General features: G+C 52.0%; 14 protein-coding genes. 9 read left to right on the plus strand and 5 right to left on the minus strand.

Annotated features, from left to right (window positions below; genetic code table 11):
- Positions 1-241: 241 nt before the first annotated feature.
- From G461_RS0115555 to G461_RS0115565, 3 genes are all read left to right on the plus strand, one after another.
- The gene (locus G461_RS0115555; RefSeq protein WP_026972530.1) at positions 242-1,231 is read left to right on the plus strand and encodes a DUF2333 family protein; all 990 of its coding nucleotides are present in this window, start codon (positions 242-244) and stop codon (positions 1,229-1,231) included.
- A 5-nt stretch (positions 1,232-1,236) separates the two neighbouring features.
- A complete protein-coding gene (locus G461_RS0115560) occupies positions 1,237-1,530 on the plus strand; it encodes a DUF1244 domain-containing protein (RefSeq protein ID WP_026972531.1) in 294 nt (97 codons plus the stop codon).
- Between the two features lie 70 nt (positions 1,531-1,600).
- Positions 1,601-2,290 carry a DUF2982 domain-containing protein gene (locus tag G461_RS0115565; RefSeq protein WP_035480442.1) on the plus strand — a complete coding sequence of 230 codons (690 nt, stop codon included), beginning with the start codon at positions 1,601-1,603 and terminating at the stop codon, positions 2,288-2,290.
- A gap of 33 nt (positions 2,291-2,323) precedes the next feature.
- Here the strand turns inward: G461_RS0115565 and lpxM are convergent, their stop codons facing one another.
- The 3 genes from lpxM to G461_RS0115580 form a co-directional block, all read right to left on the minus strand.
- Positions 2,324-3,271 carry a lauroyl-Kdo(2)-lipid IV(A) myristoyltransferase gene (gene lpxM / locus G461_RS0115570; protein WP_026972533.1) on the minus strand — a complete coding sequence of 316 codons (948 nt, stop codon included), beginning with the start codon at positions 3,269-3,271 and terminating at the stop codon, positions 2,324-2,326.
- Between the two features lie 159 nt (positions 3,272-3,430).
- The gene (locus G461_RS0115575; protein WP_026959933.1) at positions 3,431-3,760 is read right to left on the minus strand and encodes an antibiotic biosynthesis monooxygenase family protein; all 330 of its coding nucleotides are present in this window, start codon (positions 3,758-3,760) and stop codon (positions 3,431-3,433) included.
- Between the two features lie 57 nt (positions 3,761-3,817).
- Entirely contained in the window at positions 3,818-4,825 is a 1,008-nt protein-coding gene (locus G461_RS0115580; protein ID WP_211236287.1) for an adenosine deaminase, read from the minus strand.
- Positions 4,826-4,950: 125 nt separating this feature from the next.
- Between G461_RS0115580 and G461_RS0115585 the strand changes: the two genes are divergently transcribed.
- The 6 genes from G461_RS0115585 (at position 4,951) to G461_RS0115610 (ending at position 12,113) form a co-directional block, all read left to right on the plus strand.
- Entirely contained in the window at positions 4,951-5,700 is a 750-nt protein-coding gene (locus tag G461_RS0115585; protein ID WP_026972535.1) for an HAD-IIA family hydrolase, read from the plus strand.
- 14 nt (positions 5,701-5,714) lie between these two features.
- A complete protein-coding gene (locus G461_RS24440; protein WP_051333605.1) occupies positions 5,715-7,346 on the plus strand; it encodes a cation:proton antiporter family protein in 1,632 nt (543 codons plus the stop codon).
- 143 nt (positions 7,347-7,489) lie between these two features.
- The gene (asnB, locus tag G461_RS0115595) at positions 7,490-9,151 is read left to right on the plus strand and encodes an asparagine synthase B (RefSeq protein ID WP_026972536.1); all 1,662 of its coding nucleotides are present in this window, start codon (positions 7,490-7,492) and stop codon (positions 9,149-9,151) included.
- A gap of 402 nt (positions 9,152-9,553) precedes the next feature.
- The gene (locus G461_RS0115600; RefSeq protein ID WP_026972537.1) at positions 9,554-10,348 is read left to right on the plus strand and encodes a transporter substrate-binding domain-containing protein; all 795 of its coding nucleotides are present in this window, start codon (positions 9,554-9,556) and stop codon (positions 10,346-10,348) included.
- A 72-nt stretch (positions 10,349-10,420) separates the two neighbouring features.
- Entirely contained in the window at positions 10,421-11,368 is a 948-nt protein-coding gene (locus G461_RS0115605; RefSeq protein WP_026972538.1) for an amino acid ABC transporter permease, read from the plus strand.
- 19 nt (positions 11,369-11,387) lie between these two features.
- Positions 11,388-12,113 carry an amino acid ABC transporter ATP-binding protein gene (locus G461_RS0115610; RefSeq protein ID WP_035478046.1) on the plus strand — a complete coding sequence of 242 codons (726 nt, stop codon included), beginning with the start codon at positions 11,388-11,390 and terminating at the stop codon, positions 12,111-12,113.
- Between the two features lie 53 nt (positions 12,114-12,166).
- Here G461_RS0115610 and hemH read toward each other — a convergent pair whose 3' ends face one another.
- Together hemH and adk are read right to left on the minus strand one after the other, a co-directional pair.
- A complete protein-coding gene (gene hemH / locus G461_RS0115615; protein ID WP_026972539.1) occupies positions 12,167-13,150 on the minus strand; it encodes a ferrochelatase in 984 nt (327 codons plus the stop codon).
- Between the two features lie 89 nt (positions 13,151-13,239).
- On the minus strand, positions 13,240-13,884 hold the full coding sequence (gene adk / locus G461_RS0115620) for an adenylate kinase (protein ID WP_026960539.1): 645 nt from the start codon (positions 13,882-13,884) through the stop codon (positions 13,240-13,242).
- Between the last annotated feature and the right edge of the window lie 64 nt (positions 13,885-13,948).

Below are 13,948 nucleotides of genomic sequence, written 5' to 3' on the forward strand. Positions count from 1 at the left end.
CATCCCTTCATCGCGCCACAGAGAATAAGCGACTCAGATGTCAGCTTCAAGACTGATTAACAAATTAACCAAAAATTGGGCTAAGCTGCATAGAAAGAGTCGCATCGCTGGCAAATGCTCGGCATGTAAGCAACCATCAGTTCCACGCTGGCTATGCCTTAAGCCTTTGATTACACTTGAAGCTGTTCCACGATCTGTTTCACTACCTGTTTCCCCTTTGATGCAACACAAGGACGCCTGAATGTTCCAACTAACCAAGCGCAAAATCATTGGCATCGTGCTAGCTGTCTTCCTGTTTAACTACCTACTGGCGGTTTACTGGAGTATCGAGCCCGATATCACCGATATTAAGACGCTAAGCCAACAACAAGCGTCTGAAGAAGGCTTTGACCCGGTTACCGGCTATGCCACGGTGACGGCACTGATTCATGTCACCGAGACCTTGCTGGACAAGCCCGGCGGCTACCTGAGCAATGATGTAATGCCACCGAGCGTGCTAATGGACAACATGCCCAGCTGGGAGCTAGGCGCGCTCAACCAAGTCCGAGATTTAGCACTGATTATGCGCAAAGACTTTAGCCGCTCACAGGCCCAGTCCACCGAGCATGCCCAGCTCAAGATTGCCCAGCCCAAATTCAATATTGACCACAGCAGCTGGCAGTTCCCGTCGGCCGAAGCGGAGTACCGCGATGGCATCGAGGCCCTGCGCGCTTACCGTACTCAACTGGCTGATCCCAACGACCCAAACGCCCAGTTCTATGCCCGCGCCGACAATTTGGTGGTGTGGCTGGGCGAGGTACAATCACGTTTGGGAAGTATGTCGCAACGCCTTGCCGCAGCAGTTGGCCGTAGCCGGGTAAACACCAGCTTGGCGGGAGAGCAAGGCGCCACCCAGAGCACCTTTGCCCCAAGTGAAGAGGTGATCAAGACCTCGTGGTGGCAAATTGACAACGTATTCTACGAAGCGCGCGGTGAAGCCTGGGCATTAATCCACTTCTTCAAGGCCATCGAACAAGACTTTGGCGGTGTGCTGGAGAAGAAAAACGCCACGGTAGCGGTTCGCCAAATCGTGCGCGAACTAGAAGCGACCCAAGACACAGTATGGAGTCCGATGATCCTTAACGGCACTGGCTTTGGCCTGATGGCAAATCACAGCCTGGTTATGGCCAATTACATCTCCCGTGCCAACGCCGCCATCATCAACCTCAACAACCTGCTTACCCGAGGATAATCATCATGGACCAACAACAAGCCATCGAAGCGGCCACCTTTCGGCGCCTGCTAAGTCATTTAGACAGCCATAAAGAAGTGCAAAACATCGAGCTGATGATTTTGGCGGATTTTTGTCGCAACTGCCTGGCCAAATGGATGGTAACTGAAGCCAAAGAACGCGGTGTAGAGCTAGACTACGAGCAAGCACGCGAGCACGTATATGGCATGCCCTACTCCGAGTGGAAGGACAAATTTCAACTCCCCGCTACCCCAGAACAACTTGCCGCTTTTGAGAAGCGACAGGCAGAAAAGGAATAGTTTTTATTCAATCTCGGTCTAGTCTTAACATTGTTGCCTTGCGTAAGCAGTGTTAAACGGAGGCCTGAGTATGCCAAAAACTGTTCGCGTTCGAAGTTTTGCGTCGAACCACGCTAAAACGTTAATTTGGGGCAGTGCCCTGCTTTTCACCAGCGGTATTATCATTCTCTATCAAGAGCTTATGATGGTGTCGCTGGTCGCTTCACTACTGTTCTTCGCCGCCTATCTGGCGATACGAGTAGGCGCCGACAAAGTCTATCAACCACGCTACTCAGTGGTTATGTGCTTTGACCACATGCAGTTTCATCACCGCTATGGCGGCTGGGTGGTCAAGTGGGACAACCTGCAGCGCGCTGACATACCTAAGCTACAGCAAGGCTTAGACTGGAAGGAAATGCACTACGTGGGACTTCGTTTGAAGGACAACCAAGTGTTACTTGATACAATATCCCCGCGTTTGATCGCGCATTTGCTTACCGAGCAACGCAGCGCTCTGCTCGCCGCACTTCGCAATGAGTGCCTGAATTGCAGCAAAGCGTCGCTTAGCGACCAACTGCTTGAAGATGATTATTTCACTGCTGCTAACGGTAAGATCTACACCGGGCTAACTGCCATGTTTGCCCATCGTATGAATAAGATGCGCCGCTTAACCGGCTATGATTTGCTCATTGACCAAGGCGCGTTGGACCGGGATGCCAAAGACTTCGTGGCGATGCTCAATCACTATCGCAACGAAGCACTCAGAGAAGAAGCCCAGTAAATGGGCCTATAAAAAAGTAAGTATCAGTGGCGGTTAATAGCGTCGCTTATCAGTACCGCGCATGGTTTTTAGTAACTTGAGCGTCCACATGTACTGCTCGGGTGAACGTTGTACCAACTTCTCAATCTCCTGATTCATCAACAGAGTATCTTGCTCAATGTCGCCAGTTGGATAGTTCGGGATGTGCGGGTGGATATAGAGCACCACTTCATGCTTTTCGCCATCATAACCAGCGTAAACCGGAAGGACCTTAGCACTGGTAGTTTTAGCGACCTTGCCTAGCACCGGAATGGTCGCTTTATCGGCGGCGAAGAATGGCGTCATGATGCTGGCATCGGGGCCCAAGTCCTCATCAGGCAGGTAGATGCAACCGTAGCCTTCGCGTATCGCTTTCATCAGCGCTTTAAGCCCAGCACTACGCTCAAAGATTAAGCCTCCATATTGGGTACGTTGCTTGAGCATCGCCCAATCAACTACCGGGTTACGGCTTTTCTTAAACATGGTGCACATTGGAATGCCCTGAGAAGCAAAGTACAGGCCCGCATAGTCCACCGGATAAGTGTGCGGCAGCAACACTACAAAATGCTCGTTGTTATCGAGGATCTCGCGTACGTTCTCTTCGCCCTCAACCCGGATGCGCCGATGCAGGTGCTTAGTCGAGCGCACAGTTAGCTCTCCAATCCCTAAGATCAACTGCACAAAGATGTGGGTGTTCTTGCGCATCAGCTCAACTCGCTGTTCGCTACTCATCTCAGGGAAACACAGACTGAGGTTGGTATCAGCAATCGCACGCCGCTTTTTAAGGAACTTGCGTTCAAACAAGAAATTAGCAATGGCCACTGCGATGCGATCACGTAGCTTTGCCGGAACAAAAGCCAGCAGGATAATTAGACCGCCAGTCAGCCAAGTGCCCCAGAACTTGGGAGCTAGCCAGCGCCAATCGAAAGGAAGTGTAAAAACAGGGTGCTTATATTTTGTCATCGTTGTGCTTTGCACTGCTTGAACAAGCCGCACAGTTTACTTCAGCACACCACGAAAGCAAGATTCTCGGAAGCAAAGCCACACCTAGTTGCACAGCAGCGTTTGGCTAAACCTGTGAGCAGGTTTAGCCAAAACGCGGAAATAACGTGTACTAAAGAGTTAAGCGAACGAGCCGTTTGCTTCGAGTTTGCTGGAGACGAAGTGGTCGATTTGTGGCGCCATTAGCAGAGGCTCGTCTTGCCACAGGATCGCTTTGCGCATTTTGGCGCGGGCGTCTTGCACCAAGGTTTCGCTTTCCTTAGAGCGAAGCCAATGGTCCTTGGTAGGCCACTGCGAGTAGCTGACCCACGTGCCATCGGAGGCCTTGTGAAGGCGCGACCCAAGCGCGCCAAACTTATCAATATTCACATGGATGACCTCAGACCAGCCCTCTTTGAACTCCTTGATCATCTCTTCGCGCAGTTTCCATCTGAAAAATACAACAAACATATGTCGCTCCTGACTTTGTTACTAACAGATTAAGTATTTGTTGTAAGTCTAGCTGCTTTAGATTACAAGCAGGCGATTAATTTGTTGAATATATAGAATTTTTTGTTCTAACCTTGCCCAACTGGAAATAACTGCGTTGATACTCAATTTCGCTAACATTTGCTTATCCCAGCCAAACGCGCGGGCACAGGCGGTTAAGTTCTGCTCCAGTTGTCCACCGAAATAAGCAGGATCATCGCTGTTGATGGTCACCAGCAAGCCCTGCTCTATCATCTGTGGCAAAGGATGATCTTCGAGCTTATCGACCACCTTGAGCGCAACATTCGATAAAGGGCAGACCGTCAGTGGCACTTGCTTGGCAACCAGCTCAGCGAGCACCTTGCTATCATCGATACAGCGCACGCCGTGATCAATACGCTCAACATTTAGCATATCCAACGCGGTTTTAATGTACTCCGCAGGCCCTTCCTCTCCGGCGTGGGCGACACACTTAAACCCCTGCTCGCGCGCCTTGGCGAATACACGGGCAAACTTCTCGGGTGGGTTACCCGACTCGGACGAATCGAGGCCCACGCCAATAAAGTGTTCTCCGTGAGGCAGAGCCTGCTCCAGGCAATCGATGGCATCCTCCTCACTAAGGTGGCGCAGAAAGCACAGGATGTACTCGACGCTTAGGCCCAGCTGCTGGGCAGCCACCTGTTTGGCACGAGACAGGCCAGCAAACAGCGTTTCCATCGCCACACCTCGAGGTAGATGCGTTTGCGGGTCGAAAAACACTTCAGTGTGAACAATGCCTTGCTCATGGCAGCGCTGATAGTAAGCCATGGCCAAGTCAAAGAAGTCTTGCTCGGTGCAAAGCACTTGCGCAGATTGATAGTAGATATCTAAAAAGCCCTGTAAATCGGTAAACTGGTAGGCCTGTTTGACCTCATCCACCGAGGCATAGGGCAGCATAATGTTGTTGCGCTTGGCGAGCTCAAACATCAGCTTAGGCTCGAGGGTACCTTCGAGATGAACGTGCAGTTCAACTTTTGGCAGTTGCTTGATAAACGCTTCCAGTTGCATAATCCACTCCTTTAAAATCAGTGAGATCGCCGCGTATTGTCCGGGACTTTCACAAACTTTCACTGGCTCAATTGCATTGCGCTACGTTACTCTAATGTTAACAGCTAAGGTTCTAGGATAAAGCCATGACGAAATCGGTCATCTGCGACATCGATGGAGTGTTGCTCCACGACAACCAATTGATTAAGGGAGCAGACCAATTTATACAAGGCCTGCTCGAGCGGCAGGTCAAGTTAGTGATACTGACCAACTACCCCGCACAAACCCCGCAGGACCTGCACAATCGCTTTGCCAGCGCTGGCCTTGAGATCCCCGATTCGTGTTTTTATACCTCGGCAATGGCGACCGCTGATTTTCTTAAACGCCAACCGGGCAACAAAGCCTATGTGATTGGCGAAGGCGCGCTTATCCACGAGCTTTACAGCGCGGGCTTTACGATTACTGATATCAACCCTGACTTTGTCGTGGTGGGCGAAACCCGCAACTACAATTGGAATATGATTCAGTTGGCTGCCAAGTTCGTTGCAGAAGGGGCGCAGTTTATTGCCACCAACCCCGATACCCATGGGCCAAACATGAGCCCAGCCTGCGGTGCCCTGTGTGCGCCTATTGAGCGGATTACTGGCCGCAAGCCGTTTTATGTCGGCAAGCCTAGCGCCTGGATCATCCGCGCCGCCTTGAACAAGATGGGTGCCCACGCCGAGCAAACCGTGATCATCGGTGACAATCTGCGAACCGATATCCTGGCAGGTTTTCAGGCAGGCCTTGAGACTGTTTTGGTTCTTTCTGGAGTTAGCAACGAAGCGGATATCGAAGCCGTTCCCTTCCGCCCTAACCACGTGCTACCCAACGTAGCTGCCATTGATTTTCTGTAGGTAGCCGCACGCGAATGGAAGTCTCTCTACTTATCACCATCACCTTTTTAGCGGGCTATGCTGCCCACTTGCTCCACCTTCCACCATTAATCGGTTTTCTAAGTGCTGGTTTTATCTTGCACTATGCGGGCTTCAGCGAGATGGAGCTGGTGAACAGCGCCGCCGATTTAGGCGTAACTCTGCTGCTGTTTACTGTTGGCCTGAAACTCGACATCCGCTCACTGTTTAAGAAAGAGGTGATCGGCACTGCCAGTCTTCATATGCTCGGCAGCTTGGTGTTCTTTAGTTTGTGCCTCATGGCGTTTCGCTTTGCTGAGCTACCGTTGACCAGCGGTTTAGAACAGCATTCCATCTACCTACTGGCGTTTGCCTTGGGCTTCTCCTCCACCGTATTTGCAGTAAAAGCGCTGGAAGATAAAAGTGAGATGAACGCGCTATATGGCCGGGTCGCCATTGGCATCCTGATTATTCAGGATATCTTTGCTGTGGTGTTCTTGGCTGCCAGTACCGGCAAACTCCCCACCCTTTACGCGCCGCTGTTGCTGTTCTTATGGCCACTAAGGCCACTGTTCTATCGACTACTCGACCGGGTCGGCCACGGCGAGCTGCAAATCGTTTTGGGCTTTTTCTTGGCGTTGGTGGTGGGTGCGCAACTGTTTGAGTTAGTGGGCATCAAATCAGATATTGGTGCGCTGGTCATGGGCATGCTGCTGGCGAGCCACTCTGGCGCCAACTACATGGCTAAGGCCTTGTTCAGCTTTAAAGAAATCATGCTGGTTGCCTTCTTCCTGTCGATTGGATTGAGCTATCCACCGAGCTGGGATGCCTTCGGTATTGCCTTGATCTTGTGTGCGCTGCTGTTTGTAAAAAACACCGCGTATATGCTGCTGCTGATGTTCTTCCGCCTGCGCTCGCGTACCGCCTTCCTGGGGGCTGCAAGCCTCGGTAACTTTAGCGAGTTTGGCCTGATTGTCAGTGCTATTGCCGTGAAACTCGGCTGGCTACCGGGCGAGTGGATGGCGGCTCTTGCGATGGCGGTGAGCATCAGCTTTATGATCTCTGCGCCAATCCACAAGAACGCCGATAAGGTCTATCAATGGCTGCTGCCGGTGCTGCGCCGAATGCAGCGCAAGCGCCTAAACATCGAAGATCAGCCGATTGAACTTGGCCAGATGCAGGTGGTAATTTTAGGGATGGGTCGCATCGGTGAGGGTGCTTACGATCTGATGCAGCAACACTACCCCGACCTGGTTATCGGTATCGATACCGATCTGGACAAAATCGAGCGACAAATCAATCAAGGCCGCGCGGTGATTCAAGGCGATGCTACCGACTCCGATTTCTGGGAAAAGCTTCACCCCAGCTCAGAGTTGAAGCTGGTACTGCTCGCCATGCCCCACCACCACGGTAACGAATATGCGCTGAAACAGCTCAAAAAAGGCAATTTCAATGCAAAAATTGCGGCGATATGTCAGTTTGCGGATGAAGCTAAAAAATTACGGCGCTTAGGGGCCGACGAAGTATTCAACCTATACAACGAGGCGGGTGCGGGCTTTGCTGAGCACGTCTACAACGAACTGTTATCCTCCGAAAAAAGCCCCCAAGGGGACAAGCAAGCCGGTGAAAACGTACGCTTTCGGGCTTAACTGACTGAAATCAGTAAAAACCCCATTTTTATCGCGCTAAAGCTTGCAAAATCTGCAAATCTTGGCAAATTGAAAGGTTCCAACGAATGGTGCAGTGATGCACCTTCGTTTAGTTGTAAAAATTAGAGTAAAAAAGGATTTCTATGTGCTCCATCTTTGGTGTTCTTGATATAAAAAGCGACCTCAGCGAGCTGCGTAAGCAGGCGCTGGAAATGTCCAAACGCTTGCGCCACCGCGGGCCTGACTGGTCAGGGATTTACACCTCCCAGAATGCAATTCTGGTTCACGAGCGACTGTCTATCGTCGACGTGAATAACGGTGCTCAACCCCTCTACAATCCAGAAAAGACCCACGCACTGGCTGTAAATGGCGAAATTTATAATCACAAGGACCTAAAGAAGAATCTGAATGTAGACTTCCAGTTTGCCACCGAGTCTGACTGTGAAATCATCTTGGCCTTGTACAAAGAGAAAGGCCCTGCCTTTTTAGATGATCTCAACGGTATCTTCGCCTTTTGCCTGTACGATGCCGAAGAAGACGCCTACCTGATTGGCCGCGACCACATCGGTATTATCCCGCTATACACTGGCTACGATGAGCACGGTAACTTCTACGTTGCCTCAGAGATGAAGGCGCTGTCGCCTATCTGTAAAACCATCACGGAGTTCCCTCCGGGCCACTACCTGTACAGCAAAGATGGCGAAGTCACCAGCTACTACGAGCGTGACTGGATGTCTTACGATGCGGTTAAAGACAACGAAGCCTCAGTAGACGAGCTACGTGACTCGCTAGAAGCGGCCGTGAAGCGCCAGCTGATGTGTGACGTGCCCTACGGTGTATTGCTATCTGGCGGTCTGGATTCATCTGTTATCTCGGCAATTACCAAGATCTACGCCGACAAGCGTGTTGAAGACGACGACCAAAGCGGCGCATGGTGGCCACAATTGCACTCGTTTGCAGTTGGCCTGGTAGGCTCACCCGACCTTATTGCTGCACAAGAAGTAGCTCAGCATTTGGGTACCGTACACCACGAGATCCACTTTACTGTGCAAGAAGGTATCGATGCGCTGCGCGATGTGATCTACCACATCGAAACCTACGATGTGACCACCATCCGTGCATCCACCCCGATGTACCTGATGGCGCGTAAGATCAAAGCGATGGGCATCAAGATGGTACTTTCTGGCGAAGGTTCCGATGAAGTATTCGGTGGTTACTTGTACTTCCACAAAGCCCCGAACGCGAAAGAGTTCCACGAGGAAACCCTGCGTAAGCTAAGCAAACTGAACATGTTTGACTGTGCGCGCGCCAATAAGTCGCTGGCAGCTTGGGGCATCGAAGGTCGTGTGCCTTTCCTCGACAAAGAGTTCCTGGACGTGGCAATGCGCCTCAACCCTGAAGCGAAGATGTGTAGCAACGGCAAGATCGAGAAACACATCCTGCGTGAAGCCTTCGAGCAGTACCTGCCACACAGCGTAGCATGGCGCCAAAAAGAGCAGTTCTCTGACGGCGTAGGCTACTCGTGGATTGACAGCTTGAAAGAGTTGGTTGAACTGGAAGTGTCAGACCTTGAGCTGGAGAACGCGGCATTCCGCTTCCCAATCAACACGCCTGACACCAAGGAAGCCTACTTCTACCGTGCCATCTTCGAAGAGCACTTCCCGCAAGACTCTGCAGCTAAGTGTGTGCCACACGGCAAGTCTGTGGCCTGTTCGACGCCAGAAGCATTGGCGTGGGATGAAGCCTTCCAAAACAACGCAGACCCATCAGGTCGCGCTGCCTCAGTGCACAACGACGCTTACTAGACTAAGCATCGAGTTAGCATGCAAAAACCAGCCTGCGGGCTGGTTTTTTACTTTCAGTGATTGCCGAAGGTAAACCGCGGCGAGCCGCCCTGCTTTTAGCTATCTGAACTCTCGCTCGTGGTAAGTAGGCAGCATCTTGAATAATTGCTGTCGAAGCGCATTAACACCCTTGCAACACCTCGATAAAAGCTAAACGAAGACACCACAAGCTACTGACAAGCTACATTACTGAATCTCTTTGCGCACTTTACATTCAATTAACACTCGCATGCCCTGATAACCCTACCCAGCAACGACTAATTCTGCTATAAAAGTCACGCAACACAACATGTTACCACTGTCTCAGCAGGTCTACGCAGAGCTTTAGGTACAACAAAAAAAAGAGTAAAAACAAGGATTATTATGAAAGGATTTATCCGCACCGCAGCGGCTGCGCTGGCGTTGATCAGTGCCACCAGCTTCGCACAAGACACCCTACTTCAAGAAATCACCAAAGAAGGCGAACTGCGCGTATGTTTTGACGCCGGTTACATGCCTTTCGAGATGACTGCGAAAAACGGCCAATACATCGGTTTCGATATCGACCTGGGCCGCCAAATGGCACGCGCGATGGGCGTGAAGTACGTACCGGTTAACACCGCTTGGGATGGCATTATTCCAACCCTACTTACCGGCAAGTGTCACATGATCATGGGCGGTATGACCATTACCCCACAACGTAACATGCAGGTGAACTTCGCCGACCCTTACGTAACCATCGGTCAAACCATTCTGCTTAACCCTAAACTGGAAGGTAAGATCACCAGCTACCGTGACCTGAACAGCGACGAGTACACCATCGTGACCAAGCTGGGCACCACCGGTGAAGGCGCGATTAAGCGTTACATCCCTAAAGCGACCTTAAACCTTTACGAGACGCAGTCAGAAGCCGTATTGGAAGTGATTAATGGTAAAGCCGATGCCTTCGTTTATGACCTACCCTACAACGCTATCTATGATGCTGAGAACAAAGGTCAGCTGGTTCACCTTGATCAGCCATTCACCTTTGAGCCTCTGGGCTGGGCAATCCGTCAGGGCGATCCTGACATGCTGAACTTCTTGAACGGTTACCTGCGCCAAATCCGCGGCGACGGAACCTACGATCGCATCTATGATAAGTGGTTCAAAGATGATGCGTGGCTAGAGCAGGTTCAATAAACCCATTGACCTTCTACGGCGAACCGGAGCGTGTTGTACGGTTCGCCAGCACGTGTTTTACCAGAGTCATATATGCAGACCCAATACAAAAACCTTGGCTGGAACGCCCTTTTTGTCCTGATCCTGGTTGCCCTTGGCGGCTTGGTATTTCTCTCCGGCAAGAAGATTGATTACAACTGGAACTGGCAACGCGTCGTTCCTTACATCGTTAATAACCAAGCATCGGCGGTCACCGCGCCCGAAGACGGCAACATTGTCAGTAACGCCGAGGGCGACTTAGCACTCGAATCACTGGCCGGTGACGTGCTGGTCGATCTCAGCGAATACGAAGACTTGCTGGTCTATGAAGGCGACCTGATCTTCGAAGGCGATCGCTTAGCATCGCTCGAAGAGTGGCGCATTGGCCCGCTCACCGAAGGCCTGATAGTCACCATTAAGATCTCGCTGTGGTCGCTGCTGTTCGCCATCGTACTCGGCCTCATTATCGGCCTGATGCGCATCTCGTCGAACCCGGCGGTTAAAAAGCTCTCCATCGCCTATGTCGAGCTTATCCGCGGTACCCCACTGCTGGTTCAGATCTTTATCGTTTACTTCTTCATTGGCACCGTGTTCGACCTTGAGCGTTTCGTTGCCGGTGTGATTGCACTCTCACTGTTTACCGCCGCCTATGTGGCAGAGATTGTCCGTGCCGGTATTCAGTCGATACCCAAAGGCCAGATGGAAGCGGCCCGCTCGCTGGGTATGAGCTACCCGAAAGCGATGATCTACGTGATCCTACCGCAGGCATTCAAGCGCACCCTGCCGCCATTGGCCGGTCAGTTTATCAACCTGATCAAGGATTCATCACTGGTATCGGTGATCTCGATTACCGATTTGACCAAAGCCGGTCGCGAAGTAGTTAGCGGCAGCTTTGCCCCCTTCGAGGTGTGGTTTACCGTCGCCCTGCTCTACTTGCTGCTGACCAGTAGCTTGTCTTGGGCCATTCAAAGACTAGAAAAGAGGTTGTCAGCCAGTGACTAGAGATTACCAAGGCAATGACATGATCGTTGCCGACAAGATCAACAAGATTTACCCCAATGGCTGTCATGCACTTAAAGACGTGAGTGCCACTGTACACCGCGGTGAGGTGGTGGTTATTGTCGGCCCCTCTGGCTCGGGCAAGTCCACCTTTTTGCGGGCGCTCAACCAGCTAGAGACCATCAGCAGCGGCAGTATCACCGTCGATGGCACCGATATGTACGCCAAAAGCACCGATATCAACAAGCTGCGTGAAGAAGTGGGCATGGTGTTCCAAAACTTCAACCTGTTCCCGCACAAGACCGCCTTGGGTAACGTGATGTTGGCGCCACTTAAAGTTGCCAAGCGCGATGCCGCCACCGCCGAAACTGATGCGCGAGATCTGCTAAAACGCGTTGGCCTGAGCGATCGCATGGACAACTACCCTTCTCACCTCTCAGGTGGTCAGCAGCAGCGTGTAGCGATCGCTCGCGCCTTGGCCATGAAGCCAAACATTATGTTGTTCGATGAGCCCACCTCGGCGCTCGACCCCGAGATGGTTGGCGAGGTATTGGACGTTATGAAAGGCTTGGCCGCTGAAGGCATGACCATGGTGGTGGTGACCCACGAAATGGGCTTTGCCCGTGAAGTAGCCGACCGGGTGCTGTTTATGGAAGACGGCGAGCTGTTGGTGAATGAGACGCCAGAGGCGTTCTTTGATGACCCAGAGAACCCACGTCTGCGTCAATTCCTCTCGATGGTGCTGTAAAGCCACCTAAAAGGATTGAAAAAGCCACCGTAATGGTGGCTTTTTTATGCGCATTACCAGCCTTGGGTGTGGTGTTCGATAATCTCGCGATAGAGCGCTAGCTGGTCGGCGCCATCGTTTAGCGCGGGAATGTAGTTATAGTGCTCGCCGCCTGCTTCCATAAACTCTTCACGCAGCTCGCTGCCCAGCTCTTCGATAGTCTCCAGACAATCGGTCGCAAAGGCCGGAGAAATAATGTCCACCGACTTCACGCCCTTTTCAACTAAGCCCGCCAGCAGCTCGTCGGTGTAGGGCTGTAGCCAGGGCTCTTTGCCAAAGCGCGATTGAAAACACAAACGCCACTGTTTTTGGCTCAGGCCGAGCTCCAGTGCAACGGCCTCGGCAGTAGCTTCACAGTGCTTGGCGTAGGGGTCACCGAGCTTGGAGTAACGCTCAGGGATACCATGGAAGGAGAATAGCAGCACCTCGCCAGGCTTTTCAGTCTGCCACTGCTGGCGAATACTGTTGGCCAGCGCCTGAATGTAACGGGGCGACTGATAATAGTGGCTAACCATACGCACTTCGGGCAGGCGGTAGAGTTTTTGGCTGGCCCGGTGATAGGCATCGAATACCGGCGCCGTGGTGGTCACCGAATACTGGGGATACATCGGCAGCACCAGTACCTTGTCAAAGCCCTGCTGTACCACCTGCTCAAGTACCTGAGCGATGTCGGGATCGCTGTAGTTCATTGCCAGCAAAACCTCGGCGCGGCCATCTAGCTCCTTGGCCAGCTTGGCGCGTAGGTTTTCGCTAATCACCGCCAATGGCGAACCTTGATCAAGCCAGATCTGTTGATAGAGCTTGGCAACACGGCGGGACCGCAGCGGCAGAATCACGCCGTTCAATAAAGGCAGCCAAAGTGCGCGGGGCAAGTCGACCACCCGCTTGTCTGACAGAAAACGACGCAGAAACTTGGCCACCCCTTTGGGTGTGGCGCTCTCGGGCGTACCGAGGTTACACAGGATAACGGCGAATCGTTCATCGCTGGCTGGGACCATCGCTCCTCCATGATTTATTTGCTAATGGCTTGGATTATCACATAAAAAAGGCGGCCTACCTAGGCCGCCTCTACCCTCATAAAGGGTAACTAGTCGAGAAGCTCAGCAATCTTGTTGCTCACTTCTGCGACTGCCAAGGTGCCGTCTACCTTGAAGCACTTGCCGTTACCAGCTGCGGCTTCGTTTTGGTAGTAAGCAACTAGCGGCTCGGTCTGCTCGTGGTAAATGTTCAGACGATCGCGAACGGTGGCTTCTTCATCGTCAGGGCGAATAACCAAGTCTTCACCGGTTACGTCATCCTTACCTTCAACCTTTGGTGGGTTGTACACCACGTGGTATACACGGCCACTGCCTGGGTGAACGCGACGGCCGCCCATACGCTTAACGATGTCTTCATCGGGTACGTCGATCTCTACGGTGCCATCGATGGTGATACCGGCTTCTTTTACCGCATCAGCCTGAGGAATGGTACGTGGGAAACCGTCGAACAAGAATCCTTTCGCGCAATCGTCTTGTGCAATACGCTCTTTAACCAGTCCAATGATCAAATCATCGGGAACTAATTGTCCTGCGTCCATCAACTCTTTAGCTTTGAGGCCTAGCTCGGTGCCCGCTTTTACAGCAGCGCGCAACATGTCGCCGGTGGAGATTTGTGGAATTCCGTAACGCTCCATAATGAACTGAGCCTGAGTTCCCTTACCAGCGCCTGGCGCTCCCAAAAGAATGATACGCATGATTGCTTATCCTTTGATTAATAGTGACTATTTTAGACGGTGAATTTACACGTTCAGGCCCGCT

The organism is Aliagarivorans marinus DSM 23064, assembly GCF_000429485.1.
GTDB classification, from domain to species: Bacteria; Pseudomonadota; Gammaproteobacteria; order Enterobacterales; family Celerinatantimonadaceae; genus Aliagarivorans; species Aliagarivorans marinus.

What these genes read in the sequence shown, in the direction of transcription:
- G461_RS0115605 (WP_026972538.1), top strand. Translation starts at nt 10,421, where the DNA reads ATGCAGACCCAATACAAAAACCTTGGCTGGAACGCCCTTTTTGTCCTG.
- G461_RS0115580 (WP_211236287.1), bottom strand. Translation starts at nt 4,825, where the DNA reads ATGCAACTGGAAGCGTTTATCAAGCAACTGCCAAAAGTTGAACTGCAC.
- G461_RS0115575 (WP_026959933.1), bottom strand. Translation starts at nt 3,760, where the DNA reads ATGTTTGTTGTATTTTTCAGATGGAAACTGCGCGAAGAGATGATCAAG.
- asnB (WP_026972536.1), top strand. Translation starts at nt 7,490, where the DNA reads ATGTGCTCCATCTTTGGTGTTCTTGATATAAAAAGCGACCTCAGCGAG.
- hemH (WP_026972539.1), bottom strand. Translation starts at nt 13,150, where the DNA reads ATGGTCCCAGCCAGCGATGAACGATTCGCCGTTATCCTGTGTAACCTC.
- G461_RS24440 (WP_051333605.1), top strand. Translation starts at nt 5,715, where the DNA reads ATGGAAGTCTCTCTACTTATCACCATCACCTTTTTAGCGGGCTATGCT.
- adk (WP_026960539.1), bottom strand. Translation starts at nt 13,884, where the DNA reads ATGCGTATCATTCTTTTGGGAGCGCCAGGCGCTGGTAAGGGAACTCAG.
- G461_RS0115565 (WP_035480442.1), top strand. Translation starts at nt 1,601, where the DNA reads ATGCCAAAAACTGTTCGCGTTCGAAGTTTTGCGTCGAACCACGCTAAA.
- lpxM (WP_026972533.1), bottom strand. Translation starts at nt 3,271, where the DNA reads ATGACAAAATATAAGCACCCTGTTTTTACACTTCCTTTCGATTGGCGC.
- G461_RS0115560 (WP_026972531.1), top strand. Translation starts at nt 1,237, where the DNA reads ATGGACCAACAACAAGCCATCGAAGCGGCCACCTTTCGGCGCCTGCTA.
- G461_RS0115610 (WP_035478046.1), top strand. Translation starts at nt 11,388, where the DNA reads ATGATCGTTGCCGACAAGATCAACAAGATTTACCCCAATGGCTGTCAT.
- G461_RS0115555 (WP_026972530.1), top strand. Translation starts at nt 242, where the DNA reads ATGTTCCAACTAACCAAGCGCAAAATCATTGGCATCGTGCTAGCTGTC.
- G461_RS0115600 (WP_026972537.1), top strand. Translation starts at nt 9,554, where the DNA reads ATGAAAGGATTTATCCGCACCGCAGCGGCTGCGCTGGCGTTGATCAGT.
- G461_RS0115585 (WP_026972535.1), top strand. Translation starts at nt 4,951, where the DNA reads ATGACGAAATCGGTCATCTGCGACATCGATGGAGTGTTGCTCCACGAC.